This window comes from Pseudomonas sp. A-RE-19, assembly GCF_019956555.1.
In the GTDB taxonomy this organism is placed as follows: domain Bacteria; phylum Pseudomonadota; class Gammaproteobacteria; order Pseudomonadales; family Pseudomonadaceae; genus Aquipseudomonas.
In genome coordinates this window covers 298,423-319,418 of record NZ_JAHBDQ010000011.1, presented here as the reverse complement: position 1 = coordinate 319,418, position 20,996 = coordinate 298,423, and the positions used below count along the sequence as shown (strand labels likewise).

22 protein-coding genes and 4 tRNA genes are annotated in these 20,996 nt (G+C 58.1%); 14 read left to right on the top strand and 12 right to left on the bottom strand.

The window, feature by feature from the left end; translation table 11 throughout:
• Positions 1-77 precede the first annotated feature (77 nt).
• The gene (locus tag KGB14_RS09640; protein WP_223485987.1) at positions 78-3,032 is read left to right on the top strand and encodes a DUF748 domain-containing protein; all 2,955 of its coding nucleotides are present in this window, start codon (positions 78-80) and stop codon (positions 3,030-3,032) included.
• The gene (locus KGB14_RS09635; RefSeq protein ID WP_223485985.1) at positions 3,032-3,328 is read left to right on the top strand and encodes a DUF2845 domain-containing protein; all 297 of its coding nucleotides are present in this window, start codon (positions 3,032-3,034) and stop codon (positions 3,326-3,328) included. The genes KGB14_RS09640 and KGB14_RS09635 overlap by 1 nt, the downstream gene beginning before the upstream one ends.
• A 268-nt stretch (positions 3,329-3,596) precedes the next feature.
• On the opposite strand, the gene KGB14_RS09630 is transcribed toward KGB14_RS09635, so the two are convergent.
• On the bottom strand, positions 3,597-3,953 hold the full coding sequence (locus KGB14_RS09630) for a BON domain-containing protein (RefSeq protein ID WP_223485982.1): 357 nt from the start codon (positions 3,951-3,953) through the stop codon (positions 3,597-3,599).
• Between the two features lie 316 nt (positions 3,954-4,269).
• The gene (locus KGB14_RS09625; RefSeq protein WP_223485980.1) at positions 4,270-4,689 is read right to left on the bottom strand and encodes a pilin; all 420 of its coding nucleotides are present in this window, start codon (positions 4,687-4,689) and stop codon (positions 4,270-4,272) included.
• Positions 4,690-4,915: 226 nt separating this feature from the next.
• Between KGB14_RS09625 and pilB the strand changes: the two genes are divergently transcribed.
• The 5 genes from pilB to yacG are packed head-to-tail and all read left to right on the top strand — an operon-like array spanning position 4,916 to position 9,524.
• Positions 4,916-6,613: a type IV-A pilus assembly ATPase PilB gene (gene pilB / locus KGB14_RS09620; RefSeq protein ID WP_223485978.1), complete on the top strand. Its 1,698-nt coding sequence runs from the start codon at positions 4,916-4,918 to the stop codon at positions 6,611-6,613.
• 2 nt (positions 6,614-6,615) lie between these two features.
• Positions 6,616-7,833, top strand: a complete 1,218-nt coding sequence (locus tag KGB14_RS09615; protein ID WP_223485976.1) for a type II secretion system F family protein — start codon at positions 6,616-6,618, stop codon at positions 7,831-7,833.
• Between the two features lies 1 nt (position 7,834).
• The gene (locus KGB14_RS09610; protein WP_223485974.1) at positions 7,835-8,707 is read left to right on the top strand and encodes a prepilin peptidase; all 873 of its coding nucleotides are present in this window, start codon (positions 7,835-7,837) and stop codon (positions 8,705-8,707) included.
• Positions 8,704-9,327, top strand: a complete 624-nt coding sequence (coaE, locus tag KGB14_RS09605; RefSeq protein ID WP_026346004.1) for a dephospho-CoA kinase — start codon at positions 8,704-8,706, stop codon at positions 9,325-9,327. The genes KGB14_RS09610 and coaE overlap by 4 nt, the downstream gene beginning before the upstream one ends.
• Positions 9,324-9,524, top strand: a complete 201-nt coding sequence (gene yacG, locus KGB14_RS09600; RefSeq protein ID WP_223485972.1) for a DNA gyrase inhibitor YacG — start codon at positions 9,324-9,326, stop codon at positions 9,522-9,524. Before coaE ends, yacG begins: the two co-directional genes overlap by 4 nt.
• Before the next feature lie 9 nt (positions 9,525-9,533).
• On the opposite strand, the gene KGB14_RS09595 is transcribed toward yacG, so the two are convergent.
• The 3 genes from KGB14_RS09595 to KGB14_RS09585 all read right to left on the bottom strand — a co-directional run bounded on the left by KGB14_RS09595 (position 9,534) and on the right by KGB14_RS09585 (position 11,638).
• Positions 9,534-9,749, bottom strand: a complete 216-nt coding sequence (locus tag KGB14_RS09595) for a hypothetical protein (RefSeq protein ID WP_008015127.1) — start codon at positions 9,747-9,749, stop codon at positions 9,534-9,536.
• 63 nt (positions 9,750-9,812) lie between these two features.
• On the bottom strand, positions 9,813-10,502 hold the full coding sequence (locus KGB14_RS09590) for an energy-coupling factor ABC transporter permease (RefSeq protein WP_223485970.1): 690 nt from the start codon (positions 10,500-10,502) through the stop codon (positions 9,813-9,815).
• 203 nt (positions 10,503-10,705) lie between these two features.
• Positions 10,706-11,638 (bottom strand): LysR family transcriptional regulator, encoded by a 933-nt coding sequence (locus KGB14_RS09585; RefSeq protein ID WP_223485968.1) that lies wholly within the window; start codon positions 11,636-11,638, stop codon positions 10,706-10,708.
• 121 nt (positions 11,639-11,759) lie between these two features.
• Here KGB14_RS09585 and KGB14_RS09580 point away from each other — a divergent pair, with 121 nt between their 5' ends.
• Complete coding sequence (locus KGB14_RS09580) at positions 11,760-12,005, top strand: DUF2790 domain-containing protein (protein WP_223485966.1); 246 nt, start codon at positions 11,760-11,762, stop codon at positions 12,003-12,005.
• Positions 12,006-12,013: 8 nt separating this feature from the next.
• Here the strand turns inward: KGB14_RS09580 and KGB14_RS09575 are convergent, their stop codons facing one another.
• Both KGB14_RS09575 and KGB14_RS09570 read right to left on the bottom strand, forming a co-directional pair.
• Positions 12,014-13,282: an OprD family porin gene (locus KGB14_RS09575; protein WP_223485964.1), complete on the bottom strand. Its 1,269-nt coding sequence runs from the start codon at positions 13,280-13,282 to the stop codon at positions 12,014-12,016.
• Positions 13,283-13,380: 98 nt separating this feature from the next.
• Entirely contained in the window at positions 13,381-14,724 is a 1,344-nt protein-coding gene (locus KGB14_RS09570) for an aromatic acid/H+ symport family MFS transporter (RefSeq protein ID WP_223485963.1), read from the bottom strand.
• Positions 14,725-15,081: 357 nt separating this feature from the next.
• Here KGB14_RS09570 and KGB14_RS09565 point away from each other — a divergent pair, with 357 nt between their 5' ends.
• Positions 15,082-16,182 (top strand): AI-2E family transporter, encoded by a 1,101-nt coding sequence (locus tag KGB14_RS09565; protein ID WP_223485961.1) that lies wholly within the window; start codon positions 15,082-15,084, stop codon positions 16,180-16,182.
• 22 nt (positions 16,183-16,204) lie between these two features.
• Positions 16,205-16,651: a potassium channel family protein gene (locus KGB14_RS09560; protein WP_223485959.1), complete on the top strand. Its 447-nt coding sequence runs from the start codon at positions 16,205-16,207 to the stop codon at positions 16,649-16,651.
• Positions 16,652-16,662: 11 nt separating this feature from the next.
• Here KGB14_RS09560 and KGB14_RS09555 read toward each other — a convergent pair whose 3' ends face one another.
• Positions 16,663-17,130 carry an FAD/FMN-containing dehydrogenase gene (locus KGB14_RS09555; RefSeq protein WP_223485957.1) on the bottom strand — a complete coding sequence of 156 codons (468 nt, stop codon included), beginning with the start codon at positions 17,128-17,130 and terminating at the stop codon, positions 16,663-16,665.
• 129 nt (positions 17,131-17,259) lie between these two features.
• Here KGB14_RS09555 and KGB14_RS09550 point away from each other — a divergent pair, with 129 nt between their 5' ends.
• The 4 genes from KGB14_RS09550 to KGB14_RS09535 all read left to right on the top strand — a co-directional run bounded on the left by KGB14_RS09550 (position 17,260) and on the right by KGB14_RS09535 (position 20,303).
• Positions 17,260-17,886, top strand: coding sequence for a DUF1780 domain-containing protein (locus KGB14_RS09550; protein WP_223485955.1), 627 nt, complete (start codon positions 17,260-17,262; stop codon positions 17,884-17,886).
• 180 nt (positions 17,887-18,066) lie between these two features.
• Positions 18,067-18,240 carry a DUF3094 domain-containing protein gene (locus KGB14_RS09545; RefSeq protein ID WP_008154890.1) on the top strand — a complete coding sequence of 58 codons (174 nt, stop codon included), beginning with the start codon at positions 18,067-18,069 and terminating at the stop codon, positions 18,238-18,240.
• 60 nt (positions 18,241-18,300) lie between these two features.
• On the top strand, positions 18,301-19,599 hold the full coding sequence (locus tag KGB14_RS09540; RefSeq protein ID WP_223485953.1) for an NAD(P)/FAD-dependent oxidoreductase: 1,299 nt from the start codon (positions 18,301-18,303) through the stop codon (positions 19,597-19,599).
• 302 nt (positions 19,600-19,901) lie between these two features.
• Positions 19,902-20,303 carry an EF-hand domain-containing protein gene (locus tag KGB14_RS09535; protein ID WP_223485951.1) on the top strand — a complete coding sequence of 134 codons (402 nt, stop codon included), beginning with the start codon at positions 19,902-19,904 and terminating at the stop codon, positions 20,301-20,303.
• 104 nt (positions 20,304-20,407) lie between these two features.
• Here the strand turns inward: KGB14_RS09535 and KGB14_RS09530 are convergent.
• From KGB14_RS09530 to KGB14_RS09515, 4 genes are all read right to left on the bottom strand, one after another.
• Positions 20,408-20,484, bottom strand: a tRNA-Pro gene (locus KGB14_RS09530).
• Between the two features lie 96 nt (positions 20,485-20,580).
• A tRNA-Lys gene (locus KGB14_RS09525) sits at positions 20,581-20,656 on the bottom strand.
• Positions 20,657-20,661: 5 nt separating this feature from the next.
• Positions 20,662-20,738: transfer RNA gene (locus KGB14_RS09520), tRNA-Pro, on the bottom strand.
• 9 nt (positions 20,739-20,747) lie between these two features.
• A tRNA-Asn gene (locus tag KGB14_RS09515) sits at positions 20,748-20,823 on the bottom strand.
• Positions 20,824-20,996 lie beyond the last annotated feature (173 nt).

Here is a 20,996-nt window from a genome sequence, read left to right as displayed (position 1 = left end):
CAGACAAGTCCTATAAAGCGTGGTTGCTTCGGAACCGTAAACGCATGCCATACTCCAAGGCACTCCGATTACGACAGATGAAGCCGCACATGCCCAAAGGATTGATTCGCGCTATCGGCGCCTTGTTGACTGCCCTGGCTCTTTACAGCCTGTTGGGTTTTCTGATTTTGCCGGGCATCGCATTGCGGGTTGCCAATCAACAATTGGCCAACTACGCCACGACGCCCGCCACGATCCAGCGCATCGAACTCAACCCGTTCAGCCTCGAAGTCACCCTTTGGGGCCTGGTCATCGGCGAGCCGGGCAAGGAACAAGTGGGCTTCGAACGCCTCTACGCGAATCTGCAGATCGACAGCCTGTGGACCAAGGCGCTGCACCTGTCCGATATCGAACTGGACAAACCCAAGACTGAAATCCTCTTCGGCAAGGACGGCAAACTCAACCTGCTCGGGCTGTTCAAAATCCCCGCCAGCGAGCCGACCCCGACCGACCCGAACGCCAAACCGTTCCCGCTGCGCGTGGAGCGGATCAAACTGGCCAGTGGCTCCGTACATTTCGAGGATGCACGGCCCAGCGAACCCATCGAATTTCTCTACGACAAACTCGATTTCGAACTGAAGAACCTCAGCACCCTGCCCGAAGACAGTGCCGACATGACGTTGGTGGCCGTCGGCCCGGGAGGTGGGCAGCTCAACTGGACCGGTAACTTCAGCCTGATACCGATCGCCTCCGAAGGTAAGCTGAAAATCACCGATGGCAAGATGAAGTCCTTTTGGCCCTACGTGCGCGATGCTGTGCCACTCGTGCTCGAAGACGGCGTCGTCAACCTCAGCACCGACTACAAACTCAACCTGGACAAGCAAACCGAACTGCTGCTGAACAATGTCGCCGTCAGCGTCGCGCCTTTCGCCATCAAGGCTCCGGACGGTCGACCACTGGCGAAGCTCGAACGGCTGGACATCAGCGACACCACCGTGGATCTGGCCAAACAGCAAGTGGTGGTTGGCAAGATCCGCAGCCAGAAACTGGAAACCTGGGCCGCCCTCGAAGCCGATGGGCAACTCGATTGGCAAAAACTGTTCGCCAGCCAGCCATCCAAAGCGACCGCAAAAGCCAATGCCGAGCCGACCAGCGCACCAGCGGCGGCCGATTCGCCGAAGCCTGAACCGACTGCGCCAGGCAAGCCCTGGCAGGTGCTGCTCAAAGACGTGCAACTGCGCAATTATCAAGTGCACCTGGCCGACCGCAAGGCACAACCGGAGGTGGCGCTGGAGCTGGGCCCGCTGAACCTCGACCTGCAAAATTTCGACAGCCTCAATGGCTCGCCTTTCAACCTCAAGCTCGACACCGGCGTGGGCAAGCAAGGCAAGATCACAGCGGACGGCGTGGTCAATCTGGCCCCGATCAGCGCCAAACTGAATGTGCAGACCAGGGACATCGACCTGCGCGTCGCCCAGTCCTACATCAACCCGTTCATTCGCCTTGAACTGCGCAGCGGCATGCTGGGCAGTGATCTGGCGGTCGACCTGAAAAGCACCGATCCGTTGGCGTTCAGCGTCACCGGCCGCGCCCAGGTCGATCAACTGCACACCCTCGACACCCTGAAAACCCGCGACTTCCTCAAGTGGCAACAGTTGGTGCTCGAAGGCCTGAACTATCAGCACGGCGACAGCCTGTCGATCGACAAGGTCAACCTGTTCCAGCCCTATGCGCGCTTCATGATCAACGATGACCGCACCACCAACATCGATGATCTGCTGATCCCGCAACCGGCCGACTCCGGCGCCACAACCGCCCCGGCCAAACCGGCAGCCGGAAAAGCAAAACCGCTGGGCATCCACATTGGCGGTATTGCCATCAATGACGGTTCGGCAAACTTCGCCGACTTCAGCCTGACCCCGAACTTCGCCACGGCCATTCAACAGCTCAACGGACAGATCGGCCCCATCGACAGCCGGCAGGCAAAACCGGCCGGTGTCGACGTCAAAGGCAAGGTTGACCGTTATGCACCGGTGACTATCAAGGGTACGGTCAACCCGTTCGACCCGATGGCCAGCCTGGACATCGCCACCAGTTTCAAACGCGTGGAACTGACCACCCTGACACCTTATTCCGGCAAATTCGCCGGTTACCGTATCCGCAAGGGCCGGCTCAATCTCGACCTGCATTACAAGATCACCAACGGCCAGCTCCTGGCCGAAAACAAAGTGGTGGTCGAGCAGTTGCAACTGGGTGAAAAGGTCGACAGCCCGGACGCCGTGAGCCTGCCGCTGAAACTGGCGATTGCCTTGCTCAAGGATGTCGACGGCAAGATCTCCATCGAGCTGCCCGTGAGCGGCGACCTGAACAACCCGCAGTTCAGCGTCATGCCGATTATCTGGCAGACCCTGCGCAACCTGATCGTGAAAGCCGCCGCAGCGCCATTCAAAATGATTGGCGGTCTGGTCAGCGGCGGTGGTTCGGAAGATCTGGGCAGTGTGGCGTTCGCACCGGGTTCAAGTGACCTGAGCAAAGACGCCGAAGCGGCGCTGGACAAACTCTCCCAAGCGCTCAAGGAACGTCCGGCCCTGCGCCTGGAAATCGAAGGCACCGCCGCCAAGAGCAGCGATGGCCCACTGATTGCCGAGCAACGCCTGGAGCGGGAATACCAGTACAACTACTACAAAATGCTCCAGCGCCGTGGTGACAAGGTGCCGGCCCAGGCCTCATTGCTGCAAGTGCCGGACAGCGAAAAAGGCCCGCTGCTTGAAGGGATCTACCGCACACGCCTGAAGACCCAGCCTCCAGCCGAATGGAAAGATCTGGGCAAGGAAGAACGCAGCAAAAAAATGCGCGAAGGCGTGATCGAGTTCTGGAGTTCCAGCGAAGTACTGTTGCGTCAACTGGGCCAGGAACGGGCCAGTAGCATCAAGGATTATCTGGTGGACAAGGGTCAATTGGCCGATGACCGCGTGTACTTCGTCGACGCCAGCCTCGGTGAGGCAGAAAGCGATGGCCGCGTTATTACCCCCTTGCATCTGGATGCCGAGTGATGGGCGCGCGCTGGCTTCTGAATCTGGCCCTGATGCTGGCTGCCGGTCAGGCAGCGGCGGCCGATACCTTACGCTGTGGCAGTCAATTGATCAGCGTAGGGGACAGGTCCGGCGAAGTGCTGCAGAAATGCGGAGAGCCCATTGCCCGCGACGTGTTGGGCTACAAGCGTAGCGCCAATCGGCGCGAAGAGTTTCAGGTCGAGGAATGGACCTACGGGCCCAACAGCGGGATGTACCAGTACCTGCGCTTTGAGGGGAATCGGTTGGTTCAAATCACCAGCAAGCGTGGGAATTGAATCCACCACAATCCAATGTGGGAGCGAGCCTGCTCGCGATAGCGGTCTTATATTCGACGTGTGTGTCGAATGGAAGTCAGCAATCGCGAGCAGGCTCGCTCCCACAGTTGTTTTTGCGTTGTTCCCAATAGAACAGGCCCCGACACGAATGCCGGGGCCTGTTATGGCCACGTCCTTGTGGACTTTCGCATGAACTCTCAAGTCGCGGCAGACGTATGACTCGGCCCGCCTACCGCGCCTTCTCCCGGTCCAGGCGAGAAGCCTTGCCTTACTCGGCTTTCAGGCCGTCAGCGGATACCGCTTTGACGCCTTTGATTTTCTTGGCGATAGCCACCGCGATTGCTTTTTGAGCGTCAGTCACCGCAACGGTGGACGACAGCGATACTACGCCTTTGTTGGTTTCGACTTTGATGTCGGTGCCTGGAATGCCTTTTTCGGTCACCAGGTCTGCTTTGACTTTGGTCGTGATCCAGGTATCGGAAGTAGCCTCTTTGGCTTTGGTCACTTCACCGGAGGCCAGCACCATAGGGGACTGGGTGGTTTGGGTGGTCTGCGCCATTGCAGCGTTGGCCATGGTCAGGGTCAGCGCGGTAGCAGTAGCAGCAGCAATAGCGAACTTCTTCATACGAGTAACTCCTGTTTTTCTGGAAAGTCTGCTGCGTGTCTTGTCAGCAGGGTTATCAGGGATAGTGCGAACGCTGTGCCAACTGCCAGTCAAAAATTAAATCCTTGTAAATCAATTACTTAATCAAAAACGTAATTTTCGGAATCATGCAAAATGCATGACTTCGAAATTATCTACATGCAACTTGCGGGTTTTAACACAGGCCTAAGGCCATGAATTGTCGGGGGTTTTCTTGATTATTGAGTCGCGCCCCAAATGACGAGCAAAAAAATGCCCCGCGTCGTGAAACGCGGGGCATTGGCAGAATGACAATGGATCAGGCGCCAGAAGCGCCGGTGCAGCCTTTAGGCGCGTATTCCTGATCGACCGTCGTTGCACACGTCCAGCCACCGGCGAGTGTGCGTGTAAGCGTAATGGTTTTGCTCAGCACCGGCCCCGGTGCGTTGAGAATCGTGCAGCCGATAGTGCCCGCACCGGAAGAGGCGGTACCCGATGCCGTAATTGTGCAATTACCCGTGGTCGCCGTACCACCAATCAGATCAAGAGTAGGGTTGGTGCCTTGGTTGATGATGTCTTCGAAAGGCACCTTCAGTGCCGATATTTCCGCAAGGCCGGCGGTAACCTTCGCCCGCGCCTGGTACTTCGAATACTGCGGCAACGCAAACGTCGCCAGAATCCCGATGATCGCCACCACGATCAGCAACTCGATCAAGGTAAAACCTTTTTGATTGTTCATAGACAGGCTCCATGCATGAGTCGGAATCTCATGATCTGAATAAGGCACAGCACAGGTCATGCCAAGCCGCGCGCGCCCTTGCCTGCTGGGCGCGAGATCACGGTAAAGACCTTTCCTACTCCAAGGATCCGCACTATCTGACACTTTTTGTCACCTCATGCAGGCTGGTTTGGTTCCGCTGCTTGACTAGGCTATAAGTCATTAACTGTCCGCGTCCGGTAACCCAATGAATGACATTGCCCTTAGCGGTCTCGCCAAGCAATTGGTACTGGCCGAGCTGATCACCGACCAAGGTGCGCAACAGGCGTATCAGCAAGCCCAACGCAATCGAATCTCGCTGGTCAGCTATCTGGTGCAGAACAAATTGCTGAAGAGCTGGCAGATCGCTGAAGTGGCCTCGGAGCATTTCGGCATGGCCTTGCTGGACCTCAACTGCCTGGACAAGGAAACCCAACCTCGTGGGCTGGTCAGTGAGAAGCTGATCCGTCAGCACCACGCCCTGCCCCTCTGGCGGCGTGGCAACAAGCTGTTCGTGGGGATTTCCGACCCGACCAATCATCAAGCCATCAATGACATCCAGTTCAGTACCGGGCTGAGCACCGAAGCCATTCTGGTGGAAGAAGACAAGCTCAACGACGCCATCGAGAAATTCTTCGACCACCACTCCACCGGCCTGGAAGACATGGCCGATGTCGACCTCGACGGGCTGGACATCGAGTCGGTCGATGAGCAGAAACAGGATTCCATCGCAGGCCAGGATGCCGATGACGCACCCGTGGTGCGCTTCGTCCATAAGATGTTGCTCGATGCGATCAAGAGCGGCTCTTCCGACTTGCATTTCGAGCCCTACGAGAAAAGCTACCGGGTGCGGATGCGCACCGATGGCATGCTGCGGGAGGTCGCCAAGCCGCCGACGCAACTGGCCAATCGCATTGCTTCGCGGCTGAAGGTCATGGCCAGCCTCGATATTTCCGAACGACGCAAACCCCAGGACGGGCGAATCAAGATGCGTCTGTCCAAGACCAAGTCCATCGACTTTCGGGTCAACACCCTGCCCACGCTGTGGGGGGAGAAGGTGGTGATCCGGATCCTCGATCCGTCCAGCGCACAAATGGGCATCGACGCCCTCGGCTACGAGCCCGAGCAGAAAGACCTGTACATGGCCGCCCTCAAGCAGCCACAGGGGATGATCCTGGTGACCGGTCCCACCGGCTCAGGCAAGACCGTGTCGCTCTACACCGGTCTGAACATCCTCAATACCGTCGACATCAACATCTCCACTGCCGAAGACCCGGTAGAAATCAACATGGAAGGCATCAATCAGGTCAACGTCAATCCCAGGCAGGGAATGGATTTCGCCCAGGCGTTGCGCTCGTTTCTGCGTCAGGACCCGGACGTGATCATGGTCGGCGAAATCCGCGACCTCGAAACCGCCGAAATCGCCATCAAGGCTGCCCAGACCGGGCACATGGTGCTTTCCACCCTGCACACCAACAGCGCCGCGCAAACCCTGACCCGCCTGCACAACATGGGGATTCAGGGGTTCAACATCGCGACCTCGGTCAGCCTGATCATCGCCCAGCGCCTGGCGCGCAAACTGTGCCACTGCAAGAAACCCATCGACATCCCCCGCGAGGCACTGCTCAAGGAAGGTTTCCCCGAGGAACGGATCGGCTCATTCACGATCTATGAACCGGTCGGTTGTGATCAGTGCAACGGCGGTTACAAAGGGCGAGTAGGGATTTATGAAGTGGTAAAGAACACCCCAGACCTGCAACGGCTGATCATGGCCGAAGGCAATTCACTGGAAATCGACATCCAGATGCGTAAGGACGGCTTCAACGACCTGCGTACTTCGGGCCTGCTCAAGGCCATGCAAGGCATCACCAGCCTTGAAGAAATCAACCGGGTCACCAAGGACTGAACATGGCGGTCAAAGCAGCGAAAATCAGCGTGTATGCCTGGGAGGGTACGGACCGCAAGGGCACGAAAGTGAACGGTGAGTTGACCGGGCAAACCCCCGCGCTGATCAAGGCCCAGTTGCGCAAACAAGGCATCAACCCGGGCAAGGTGCGGAAAAAATCCACGTCCATTTTCAGCATGGGCAAACGCATCAAGGCCCTGGACATTGCCCTGTTTACCCGGCAAATGGCGACGATGATGAAAGCTGGCGTGCCGTTGCTGCAATCGTTCGAAATTATCGGTGAAGGCTTTGATAACCCGAACATGCGCAAGCTGGTGGACGAAGTGAAACAGGAAGTCGCGTCCGGTAACAGCTTCGCCGCTTCCCTGCGCAAAAAGCCCCAGTATTTCGATGAACTGTACTGCAACCTGGTGGATGCCGGCGAGCAGGCCGGCGCCCTGGATACCCTGCTGGAACGGGTGGCGACCTATAAGGAAAAGAGCGAAAGCCTCAAGGCCAAGATCAAGAAAGCCATGACCTACCCGCTGGCCGTGGTGTTTGTCGCGATCATTGTGACCGGGATTCTGCTGGTCAAGGTTGTGCCGCAATTCGAGTCGGTGTTCTCGGGATTCGGCGCCGAACTGCCGGCATTTACCGTGATGGTGATCGGCTTGTCGGAATTCCTGCAGGCCTGGTGGTGGATGATACTCGGTGCCCTGGTTGCGGCGATCTTCGGCGTACGCCAAGCCTTTAAAAAGTCGCAAGGCTTTCGGGACAAGATGGACACCTGGCTGCTGAAACTGCCGTTGGTGGGTTCGCTGATGTACAAGTCCGCCGTCGCTCGTTACGCCCGCACGCTGTCGACAACATTCGCTGCCGGGGTGCCACTGGTCGAAGCCCTGGATTCAGTGGCTGGCGCCACCGGCAACATCGTTTTCAAGCGTGCGGTCCTGCGTATCAAGCAAGACGTTTCGACCGGCATGCAGCTGAATTTTTCCATGCGCACCTCCGGCATCTTTCCGAACATGGCGATCCAGATGACCGCCATTGGCGAAGAGTCCGGTGCACTGGACGACATGCTCGACAAGGTCGCAAGCTTCTACGAGGCCGAGGTGGACAACATGGTCGATAACCTGACCAGTCTGATGGAGCCGTTCATTATGGTGGTGCTCGGGGTTATCGTCGGCGGCCTGGTGGTTGCGATGTACCTGCCTATCTTTCAACTCGGCTCAGCGATCTGATATGTCCTTGAACGAATTTCTGAGCCTCAACCCGCGGGCCTTCGTGATCACAGCATTGGTGATCGGCTTGCTGATCGGCAGTTTTCTCAACGTGGTGGTCTGGCGCCTCCCGAAAATGCTTGAGCGCGAGTGGCGCCTGCAGGCCCATGACGTACTGGACTTGCCACCCGAAGCGCCTGGCCCGGCTTACAACCTGATACTGCCCCACTCCGAGTGTCCCCACTGTGGCCATCGGATTCGCGCATGGGAAAACATTCCCGTGCTCAGTTATCTGTTTTTACGCGGGCGGTGCTCGAACTGCACGGCGCCGATCAGCAAACGTTACCCACTGACCGAACTGGCCTGCGGCTTGCTGTCGGCGCTCATTGCCTGGCATTTCGGTTTCGGCTGGCAAGCCTGCATGGTACTGGTGCTGAGTTGGGGGCTGTTGGCCATGAGCCTGATCGACGCCGAACATCAGCTGTTGCCGGATATGCTGGTGCTGCCGTTAATGTGGCTGGGGTTGATCGTCAACAGCTTCGGGCTTTTCGTATCGCTGCATGACGCGCTCTGGGGCGCAGTAGCTGGCTATATGGCGCTGTGGACGGTGTTCTGGCTGTTCAAGCTGATCACCGGCAAGGACGGCATCGGCTACGGTGACTTCAAGTTATTGGCGATGCTCGGCGCCTGGGGCGGCTGGCAGATCCTGCCGCAGACCATCCTGCTCTCATCGTTGCTGGGCGCCGTTATCGGGGTGATTTTGCTGCGCCTGCGGGATGCAAAAACCTCGACACCGCTGCCCTTTGGTCCCTATCTGGCCATTGCCGGCTGGATTGCCTTGCTCTGGGGTGGTCAAATAACCGGCTTCTATTGGCAGTTTGTCGGTTTGAAATGAATACCCCTGTGGAAAAACCCTGGATTCTCGGCCTGACCGGCGGCATCGGCAGCGGCAAAAGCGCGGCCGCCCAACACTTCATCGACCTGGGCGTGCACGTGGTGGACGCCGATCATGCGGCGCGCTGGGTGGTGGAACCCGGTCGCCCGGCACTGGCGAAAATCGCCGAGCACTTTGGCCCCGGCGTGTTGCAAGCCGACGGCCAACTGGATCGTGCGGCCCTGCGCAAGCTGATCTTCGAGGTGCCGGAGGAACGCCGCTGGCTCGAAGCGCTGTTGCATCCGCTGATCGCCGAAGAAATCGCCCACCATCTGGCCAAGGCACAATCGCCTTACGCGATTCTGGTTTCGCCGCTGCTGATCGAATCCGGGCAGTACGCCATGACCCAACGGGTCCTGGTGATCGACGCCCCGGAACAGCTACAGATCGAACGCACCCTGCAGCGTGACCAGACCAGCGAACAACAGGTCCAGGCGATCCTCAAGGCCCAGTCCAGCCGACAGGACCGCGTGAGCCATGCCGACGATGTGGTGGTCAACGACCGCGACCTCGCCTGGCTGCACAGCGAGGTCGAACGCCTGCATCACTTTTACCTTACTTTGCGTGGAGGCCAGTCATGAGCCAAACCCCAACCGTCGAATGCCCAACCTGCGGCGCCCCTGTCGAATGGAGCCCCGAGAGCAAGTTCCGGCCATTCTGCTCGGACCGGTGCAAACTGATCGACCTGGGCGCCTGGGCGTCGGAAGAACACAAGATCCCGGTGAGCCCGGATGCCGAAGACGAACTGTTCAGCGAAGACTTCGACCCGCGTCACTGATCCCGACCATCAAGGCCGCATAAAGCCGTAGTCCTGGCCCTCGTCGAGGTTCTCGGCGAGAAACCGCAACTCATCGGCCAGGTCTTCGACATTGCGTACCGCCTTGCTCTGCTGCACCACCGCACTGAGCAAGGCGCGCAGGCTGAGTCCTGGATCAAAACCCACCTCTTGCGCCACATCCAGACTCTGACGCAACTCCTGCCTTGCCCACTCGTAGACACTCATTTCGATGCTCCTGAAGGTTTTCCGGAGCATGGATTCGTCAACGATTTTTGGATTTGATGTGGATCAAGATTTGGGATCGTCGTCTTTCCAGGGCGCCGAAAGATAGCGCGTGCGATTGAACGTCTCCAGCCACTCTGGGCAAAACACCACCAAAGCGCTGACCACCATGCCATTGATAAAAGCTTCCGGAAAAATCAGCAGCCATAGATAACCGACAAAGTCCTCCAGCCAATACGGCATCGCAAAACGCTCATCGAACCATAGCAACCACAGCGCAAGCAGCAGGCACAGCAACGCCGACAGCGCTGCCGCAAAGAAACCGGAAACGAAGATATACACAAAGGGATTACGTGGTTGCGCGCGTTCCACCAGCATCGCGCAACACTCGGTGACCAGCACCGGCAGCAGAATCAGTAGTGCGCCGTTGACCCCGACAGCGGCCAGATCCTGACGTCCGAGCAGCACCAGCCCGAGCTGCGCCACCAGCCCACCGACAATCGCCAGGGGCCAATCCAGCAATAACGTCACCGCCGTCATGCCGATGAAGTGATAGGACACGCCGGTATCGAAATCCCGTCGCACCAACCACAACATGAACAGCGCGAACACCGTGCCGAACAACAGATGCTGGCGGCGGCTGTCGCTGAACAACTCGACCCAGGGCGCCCGACAGACTGCCCAGATCATCACCGGCACGTAAATCAGCCAACCCACGGTGAGGCTTTGCGGTGACAACAGTTCGGCACCGATCATGGGCGAACCTTCTCCGGCATCCGGCCCCCTATAAGCGCGAGACTGAGTGACCATACTGTTCTATATTTCACGCCTTTCTCCCCTCGTGACTGCCCTCAGTCTACACCGGCGATTCTGACTGCCCGTGTCGCGTTTCTACACTGGCATGGCGATACCAATGCTCACGCTGGTGATCTATGAACGCAAAGAGGGTAGCCGGGGCGTCAGGCCCAATGCCGTGGATCGTTCATCACCGCGTCATGTTCGGCGAACAGCTTGGGCAGTTCGACCTTGAGAAAGGCCACCCAGGTCCGAACCTTGGCATCGAGAAAACGCCGCGACGGATACAACGCATAGACATTGCGTTGACGGGGGCGCCACGCTGGCAGCAGGCGCAGTAACGTGCCGTCGCTCAACGGGCGCGTTGCGGCATAGAACGGAATCAGGCTGATGCCCATGCCGGCCTCTGACGCCTTGACCATTGATTCGGCGACGTTGCACTGAAAGGTCTTGGCCGGGCGGACGGCATACTCCTCATGGTCGTCCTTGAACACCCATTGATCGCTGTACAACGGGTCGAGCATGCGCAAGCACTGATGATCGTTCAGCGCCTGCGGTGTGTCCGGCACGCCCCGGCGCTGCAGATAATCCGGGGAGGCACAAGGCACGCTGTAAATCTGCCCGATGGCCTGGGCGACCAATTGCGAATCGGCCAGTTCGTGGGCAATCGAAATCACCACGTCATGCCCGTCCTCCATTGGATCGGGATTGCGCTGCGACAGGGTCAGCTCGAACACCACATCGGGGTACAGCTCGCTGTAGCGGGCGATCAACGGCGTGATCAGCACGCCCAGGCCATTCATGCTGTGCACCCGCAACCGTCCACTGGGTTTGAGATGGGCGCCGCGCGCTTCTGCCGTTGCCTCCTCCATGTCTTCGAGTATATGCCGGCTGCGCAGCAAGAATCGCTCACCGGCCTCGGTCAGGCTCAACCTGCGGGTGGTGCGTTGCAGCAGGCGTGCTTGCACATACTGCTCCAGGTCCGCCACCAATCGCGACACTTGCGCGGTCGACAAATCCAACGCATCGGCGGCGGCGGTAAAACTTGCGCTGTCCACCACGCGGACGAACACCCGCAAGTTATTGAGCAGATCCATAAGCCCTCCAGGGGCGGTGACTGTTACGTTTCATGTAAGGCTGCATCTGGCGCTGGCCCCTTTATCGGTCGCGGGCAAAGCCTAGAATTGAGCCATCGGAATCAACACGGAGTAGGGAAAAATGAAAACCTTGATCAGCCTGTTTCTGACCCTCGCCGCCACCTCGGCCATGGCCGCCGGTAACGAGCCAACCGCTGCCACCTCGTACAACCCGGCGCAGCCGCTGGACATCGCCAAGGTGGTTTCAGTGACGAACACCGCCACCGCCTGCGGGGTCGTGCCAGCGACCATGGAGTACGTCGATCATCAGGGCCAGAGCCATCGCGTGACGTATGAGGTCATGGGTAATTGCACCACTGATCTGTGATCGCGGGCTCATAACAGCTTCCACGTGTAGCTGAGGATCAGGCGGTTTTCGTCGATATCACTGCGGTAGTTGGAGCGCGCCATGACGTTGCGCACGCGGATCCCGAGGCCTTTGAGGCTGCCGCTTTGTAATACGTAGCCAAGATCGAGATCGCGTTCGCGGTCCTTGCCTTCAAACCCTTTGCCGGTATCGACGTTATTGCCAGTGATGTAACGCACGGTACTGGTCAGCCCCGGCATACCGAGGGCCGCGAAATCGTAGTCATAGCGCGCCTGCCAGGAACGTTCATCGGTGTAGGCGAACTCGTAGGTTGGCACCTCGTTGCCCAGCGGTGAGATGTTGGCAAACACCCGCGGGAAGGGGCTGTCGCCGAACATGCCCTGATAGCCGACATAAAACGTGTGGCCGCCGCGCTTGGCCGACAGCAAGGAGAAGAACGCCTGGTTGTCGATGTTGCCCAGTAATTTTTTGCCGTCTTCGCGCGAGTCGTAATAGCCAAGGTTGGCGCCCAGGATCCAGTCGCCCAACGGCTCGCTGTGCTTGAAGCCGAGAAAGCGCTGGTTGTAGATATCTTCCAGTTGTCCGAACCAGGCGCTGACCGAACTGCGCTTGTCATTGAAGGCGTAGTCGGCGCCGGCGAAGTTGAAGCCATCGCTGCTGACCTGACGCTGCGGTACATGACCGAGCATGGCTTGCATCTTTTCGTCGCCAGCCTCGTTGCGCAGGCTGGTCGAACTCAAGTGGCCACCCTGCAAGGTCAGGCCATCGATCTCACTGGAACTGATACTTGCACCCTGATAACTGGGCGGCAGCAGACGGATATCGCTGAAGGCCAGCACCGGCAGGTTGGGTTGCAACTCACCCACTTTCAACTCGGTCCTGGAGTAACGCACCTTCAGCGCACCTTCCAGACGGCTGTAATCATTCGCCGCACGTCCGTCATCGCGCACCGGCAGCAAACCGGTATTGACCCGATCCGGGCTGCTGTCCAGCTTGAGGCCAAGCAAGCCAATGACATCCACACCAAAACCGACCGGGCCCTGGGTATAACCGGATTTGACGTTGAGGATAAAGCCCTGCGCCCACTCTTCGGCCTTCGACTGCTTATTGGCCCCGACGATGTCGGAAAAGTCCCGGCTGAAGTAGTAATTGCGCGCTTGCAAGGTGGCGGTGGTGTCTTCGATGAAGCCGCCCTCGGCGGCCATCACGCCGCCGGAAAAACCCGAAGCGACAGCCAGGGACAACACTGAACCGGTTGCTGGAAGAATCTGTTTCATCGCTGTTCTCTTATTGTTATTGATTGGCAGATTGAAGTGCTCCACCCGCAGCGGATTCGCCGCGACACGGCATGACGCCGCGCCGTCTCCTGCCCGGTTCAAGCGCTGGTCGGCGCCAACGTCCGGGCAACACCTTTGGCGCTGCGCTGATTGCTGATGGCGAACACGGTCATGGCGAGAGCCGCCACCGCACCGGGCAAGGCAAAGGCCATGAAGTTCAGTTGCAGCGGCAGGCTGATCCCCAGCAAGGCGCCGCCCAGCAGTGGGCCGACGATGGCGCCGTTGCGACCGATACCCGACGCCCAGCCCAAACCGGTGGAGCGAATGGTCATGGAGTAGAACTGCGCGGCGCAGGCGTACAACAGAATCTGCGAGCCGATAGTAGTGGCGCCGGCAAGGGCGATCAGCAGGTACAACACCGGCATCGGACTGTTGAAGCCCAGCAAGGTGATCGATACCGCAGCAATCACGAAGAACACCGCCAACACACGCGGCAGGTTGAGCCTGTCACCCAGTACGCCACCGCCGACCGCGCCGAAAATGGCGCCGAAATTAAGCACCAGCAGGAACGACAGACTCGAGCCCAGGCTGTAACCGGCGTTGGCCATCAGTTTCGGTAGCCAGGAACTCAAGGCGTAAACCATCAGCAAGCAGCAGAAAAACGCCAGCCACAGCATCAGCGTGCGCAACGCACGACCTTCGCGGAACAGCTGCAGCACCGGGGTGCCGGTGCCCTTCACTTCACTCATGTGCAATTGATCACTGGCGTGCGCAACATAAGCCGGGTCAACCCGTTCCAGAATGTTGCGCGCCTCTTGATTGCGCCCCTGACGCAGCATGAAACCCACCGACTCGGGCAGGAAGTACATGATCAACGGCAATAACAGCAACGGCAGCAATGCCACGTAAAACACTGACTGCCAGCCGAAACTCGGGATCAGCACGATACCGAGCCCCGCCGAGAGCATGCCGCCCACCGAATAGCCGCTGAACATGATCGCCACCAGCGTGCTGCGGATTTTCTTCGGCGCGTACTCGTTCATCAATGCCACGACGTTGGGCATCACTCCGCCAATGCCCAGACCGGCAATGAACCGGCAGAGGCCAAACTCGGTGGGGTTACGGGCAAATCCATTGAGCACGGTAAAACCGCTGAAAAGCATCACGCACAGGGTGATGGCTTTTTTGCGGCCGATCTTGTCCGACAGTGGGCCGAAAAACAGCGCGCCGAACATCATCCCGAACAGTGCATAACTTCCCAGCGCGCCGGCTTGCAGGGGACTGAGCCCCCAGTCTTTCATCAGCATCGGCAACACCACGCCGTAGATCACCAAATCGTAACCGTCGAAAATGATGATCAGGGCACACCAGAACAACACCATCCAGTGAAAGCGGTTGAATCGTGCGTTGTCGATAACCTCATGTACGTCAATCTTGCGCATGGCATCTGTCTCTTGTTGTTGTTTTTTTAAGAGTCGGTAAAGCGGCTAACGTCCGTACAGCCGAGGGTAGAGAGGCCGGGTACGGGGCAATATCCGCTTTGCGCAGATCGTTATCCGTTTTGTGCAAGGCCCTGAACCGGGCGCTGGGAGGGGGGCGGCGAACATGCGTTCGTCCTGGTGCTCGCCGACGAGGTCTGCGGCGCAGACTGCATGGCGAACGGATCACGCTGCAGGCGTGTGTCACGCAAATGACACAGTTCCATTGCGGGCAGTCACGAGAAGCGGCAAACGGCCAACGCACGTCTATGCTGGACATACCGAACGCGCGCATTGGCCACTATCGACAGGAGATCATCAATGGATCCCACGCCCATTCTCGAAAAGGTTTTTTCCCGAAACCTGCTCGATGTGCTGATTCGTGCAGGACTGATTGCCGTTCTGGTGATGTTCTGCTTTCGGATATTCAGCCCGTTCCTTGATCTGATGCTCTGGTCGGTGATCCTGGCGATCACCCTCTACCCATTGCAAGTCAAGTTCAAAAGCACGCTGGCAAATAAAGACGGGTTCACCGCGACGCTGATTGTATTGATCGCCATCATTATTCTTATGGTGCCTGTTTATCTGTTGGGAGCCTCGATTGCGGAATCGGTGGACAGGGTCATAACCATGGTCAAAACCGACAGCTTCCAAATTCCGCCGCCCTCCGATACGGTAGCCAGTTGGCCACTCGTGGGAAAACCTCTTTATAACTTATGGGCGCAAGCCATCGCTGACCTGCCCCAACTGATACAGAGATTCATACCGCAGATCAAAGGCGTCAGCCTCTCCCTGCTAAGCAAACTTGCAGGTGTCGCCATGGGGCTCCTTTTATTCGTCTTCGCCCTGATTATTGCCGGTATTTTTTTAGCGTATGGTGAAAGCGGCCACCGCAGCGCGGTGCACATCGTTTCGCGCTTCTGCGGTCCGGCCAAGGGGCCGAAAATCGCCGATCTGTGCACCGCCACCATTCGGGCAGTGGCGTTGGGGGTAGTCGGCATCGCCCTCATCCAGATGCTGTTGGTGGGCATCGGCTTTGTGTTCATGGGCATCCCCGGTGCCGGGCTTCTCGCCTTGGCGGTGCTGCTGCTTGGCATCATGCAATTACCGGCGACCCTGATTACCATTCCGGTCATCGTCTTTGTGTTCGTGAACCAAGGTGCCAGTACGGCGACCATTGTGTTTGCCATCTATGTCTTCGTCGCAGGATTGGTCGATAACGTCCTCAAACCGCTGTTACTGGGTCGGGGTGTCGATGTACCGATGCCTGTGGTGCTGATCGGTGCCTTGGGCGGCATGGTCACGGGCGGTATCCTCGGTCTGTTTATCGGCCCTGTGATACTCGCAGTCGGCTATCAGCTGTTCTGGGAATGGGTCGATCAAGTGCAAGATCCCGGGCCGGACAACCAGGGACAGACCTGACACGACGGCAGAGGATATTCCCATGCTGTTGAATCTACTGGCCGGTCTTCCCGTGATGGTGTTCTGCCTGATAATGCAGGCCATTTTCGTGACTATATGCCTGCGTCAATACGTGTATTTCAGGCATTCCCGACCACCTGAAACGCAATGGCTGAATATCCTGTTGTTGTCGATGGTCATGCTGCTGATGCTGTTCAGTAATTTCGTGCAGATCGCCATCTGGGCCGCGCTGTTCATGCTGCTCAACGAATTCGACGAGTTCACCACCGCGCTGTATCACTCGGCGGTCAATTTCGCCACGCTCGGCTACGGCGACATCGTCATGTCCGCTCGCTGGCGTCTGCTTGGCCCATTGGAGGCCGCCAACGGAATTCTGATGTTTGGTGTCTCCACCTCGGTGATGACTGCGGCGGTGATGGATGTCATAAAGCTCAACGTGGACAGGCTACAAAAACGTGAACGTCCATAGGCATGCGCCGATCATGGCAGGGCCTTCTCCAGCGCCTCACGCAATTGTGCCGCCGTGGCGTATTCGTACTCACCCACCAATTGACCGTTCCTGAGCTGCAGCCACAGCACTTTATCCACGGGCCCGGGGTAGCGCGGCGCCACGCGACCATCACGGTCAAGCATCACTCGGTAGGAATAATCGCGCATGGCCGGTACAGCGAACATTTTCGCGATCAGTCGAGGCATGCGCTGGATGTCCGCGACAAATACCGCGTGCCGAGCCTCCAGGTAGCCCTTGGGCTGGCCCTGCAGCGCCGCGTCGACCAGTTTGGCGGCGTCCATGCTGCGCGCCACCAGCAGCGTCTGAGTCTGATTATCGAGCGTGAAGGCCTGATCGAACTGATCAAGTAAGGTCCACGGCGCCAGGTGCTCGCCAACCTCCAGCGCCTGGGCCCAAAGAGGCAGAAGACTGAGCAATAACACCGGCCAATATTTCACGTTCTACTCCTCATGCGAGCGCAAATGCGTAATGGCCATCAGTCTACACCGCCCGTTCCGAGTGCCCAGTGCTCCTGTTTACCGTTTCACGCTTTCTGCTTGTCGCAAATGAACGCTAAGCTTGGGCCTATGGATGACTCAGATTATTTACGCCTGCTGACCATTGCGGCCGAGCAAGCCAACACGTTCCTTTCCAATGCCCGCAAATGGGAGCGTGAGCGTTGGGTTTGCCAGCGCCTGCTGCAAGGTCTGAACATTCCCTATCGCGTCGACGAATTTGCCCCCGCCGGAGAACCGCCGGACGTGCTGTTTCGCGACGCGAATTTCGAGGTGTTTTTCGTGCTCGACGAGGGCAGGCGCCTCAACGACGAATGGCGCGATGAGCTGCAACGCCGACGCAGTGCGTTTTCCTTGAGCCAGCTGGTGCGTCGCGAGGCCAAACCCCGGCGCATTCCGGCCAATGAGTTTCTGCTGAGACTGGCACCGACCTTGCGCAAAAAAGCCCACAACTACAAAGAACGCGGCATGGACCTGGGGGACCTGGACATCATCGCCTTCGCCAGCCTCAAACGCGAAGTGCTGGACCTCAACAGTCACTTTCCACCGCCCACCGAATATTTGCGTCAAGGCTGGCGCTCCTTGTCGCTGGTCGGCCCGACTTTCGCCCGAGTGCTATTCGCCCACCCGGACGCCCCGGATTTTCTGCGCGGTAACCTGGGTCGCAGTATTGTTTTCGACGTCGGGATCAGCCTGTGAGTCCATTGCGGGAGCTGATCGCCGAGTGTTACAACGTGGAATCATTCACCTGGACGATCCGGTGAGCGTCGAGCCCCTGCCGGCCAGCGTTTATGCTCTGTTCAATGCGGGCCAGCTCGTGACATCGCGCCATTCTGTAGCTTCTACACATTCAGTAACGTCTACCTGACGAGGCCCAATATGACCAGCCGCCTGAACCCGGACGACCAGAAGCATGTCGAAGAGTACCTGCAACTGTCCCAGCACCAAGTCGAGCGCCGGCCTTTCCGGCCGTGGATGCTCCTGGTGGTGGTGTTGGCAGTGACCATTGGTCTCGGTCTGTTGAGCCGACTGATCAGTTACCTGACGCTATGAGCTGCATCGCGCTCGCTCGGGTAACTGCACCGATTTCTTTTAGCCTTGCGAGATATCCCCATGACTCATCGTATTGTCATCGTTGGCGGCGGCGCCGGCGGTCTGGAGTTGGCTACCCGTCTGGGTAAGACTCTGGGCAAGCGCGGCACGGCCAGTGTAATGCTGGTCGACGCGAACCTGACCCACATCTGGAAACCGCTGTTGCACGAAGTGGCGGCAGGTTCCCTGAACTCTTCCGAAGACGAACTCAACTATGTTGCCCAGGCGAAATGGAACCACTTCGAGTTCCAGCTGGGGCGCATGAGCGGACTCGATCGCACACAGAAAAAAATCCAGTTGGCCGCCACCTATGATGAGGCCGGTCTGGAACTGGTGCCGGCGCGCGAAGTGTCTTACGACTCGCTGGTGATTTCCGTCGGCAGCACCACCAACGATTTCGGCACGCAAGGCGCGGCGCAGCACTGCCTGTTCCTCGATACCCGCAAACAGGCCGAGCGCTTCCATCAGCAACTGCTCAATCACTATCTGCGCGCCCACGCCGGGCAGACCGACAAGGTCGAACAGATCAGCGTAGCCATCGTCGGCGCCGGGGCCACCGGGGTCGAACTGGCGGCAGAACTGCACAACGCCGCCCATGAACTCGCGGCCTATGGCCTGGACCGAATCAAACCGGAAAACATGCACATCACCCTGATCGAAGCCGGACCACGGGTGTTGCCAGCCCTGCCGGAACGGATCGGCGGGCCTGTGCATAAAACCCTGGAGAAACTCGGGGTCAACGTCATGACCAATGCCGTAGTCAGCGAGGTGACGGCAGACAGCTTGATAACCGCCGATGGCAAAGTGATCAGTGCAAGCCTGAAAGTCTGGGCCGCCGGGATTCGTGCACCGGGTTTCCTCAAGGACATCGATGGTCTGGAAACCAACCGCATCAACCAGCTGCAAGTGTTGCCGACCCTGCAAACAACCCGCGACGAGAACATCTTCGCCTTCGGTGACTGTGCGGCTTGCCCACAGCCGGGCACTGATCGCAATGTGCCGCCGCGCGCTCAGGCAGCGCACCAGCAGGCATCGTTGCTGGCCAAATCGCTGAAACTGCGGATCGAAGGCAAAACCCTGCCGGAGTACAAGTACACCGACTACGGCTCGCTGATCTCGCTGTCGCGTTTTTCGGCTGTGGGTAACTTGATGGGCAACCTCACCGGTAGCGTGATGCTCGAGGGCTGGCTGGCACGGATGTTTTACGTGTCGCTGTACCGCATGCACCAGATGGCGCTATACGGCGCGTTCCGCACGGCAATGCTGATGCTGGGCAGCAAGATTGGGCGCGGGACTGAGCCGCGACTGAAGCTGCACTAAGATTTTCGGCGTTATTCAGGGCCTCTTCGCGGGCAAGCCTCGCTCCTACAGCGGATCTGTGGGAGCGAGGCTTGCCCGCTAAGCCCGCCTCGGTCCAACTTCCAGACACTTCTGTGTCTCACTGTATCTCCCCACTGATTCCATCCCTTCACTTACAAAGCCCCCCTTGCGCGACACAGTAGCGATACACCATGCCCGCTAAATGGCCACACCCGAGCAAGGCACTGCCTGCTTCGGTCATCGCCGCACTTGCGTGGCGTCCTTCATCGAGCGGTTGTGTCGTGCAACCCAGGAGATTTGTAATGTCCCGTACCACTACTCTCAGCAAAAACACCGTTGGCCTGCTCGGCGCTGTCCTGGCCGGTGGCATGATGTTGTCCGGTTCCGTATTCGCTTCGCAGCCTCTGACTCAGGGCTACCTGCTGGCCTCGGCTGAACAGGCCGTGAAGACGCCTGAAGGTAAATGTGGCGAAGGCAAATGCGGTGATGCCTCAATGGCCAAAACCGATACCGATGGGGACGGCAAAGTATCCCGCGCGGAATTCCTGAAAGTGGCCCCCAAGGCCGACTTCGACAAGATCGACACCAACCATGACGGTCAAATCGACGAACAAGAGGCTTTCAATAACGTGAAAGCGAACTACGAAGCCAATGGCAAAAAAATGCCGAAGGGCTTGTTCGAGCACCTGAAAGACAATAGCTAAGTCTCTCAAGACCAGGCCCTGCTTCTCCATCGAGAAGCGGGGCTTATTGCATTTACGGCGGACAAAAAAAATCCCCGTATCTTTCGATACGAGGATTTTTAATATGGTCGGGGTAAGGGGATTCGAACTCCTGACATCCTGCTCCCAAAGCAGGCGCGCTACCGGACTGCGCTATACCCCGGTAAAAAAAAGGCACCCTTTGAAAGGCGCCTTCTTCGATCAGCGCTTTTGGCCTCTGATCTTAAGATTCGATTCCAGCGTTAACTGGTTTCAAAAATGGTGGGTCGTGTGGGATTCGAACCTACGACCAATTGGTTAAAAGCCAACTGCTCTACCAACTGAGCTAACGACCCAAAAATGGTCGGGGTAAGGGGATTCGAACTCCTGACATCCTGCTCCCAAAGCAGGCGCGCTACCGGACTGCGCTATACCCCGGTTTGAAATTGGCTCCGTGACCAGGACTCGAACCTGGGACCCAATGATTAACAGTCATTTGCTCTACCGACTGAGCTATCACGGAACTACATATTTCAATTTACAACAGTGAAGCTTTACTGCGTTCTCTTCGACTCGTTCGCATCGCTGCGTTCGTGTGTCTGAGGCGCGCTATTCTACAATCTTCAACACCTCTGTCAACCCCCTAAATTGCTTTCAAGACAATGATTTGCAACTTATTTTCAGATTCCTGCTTGG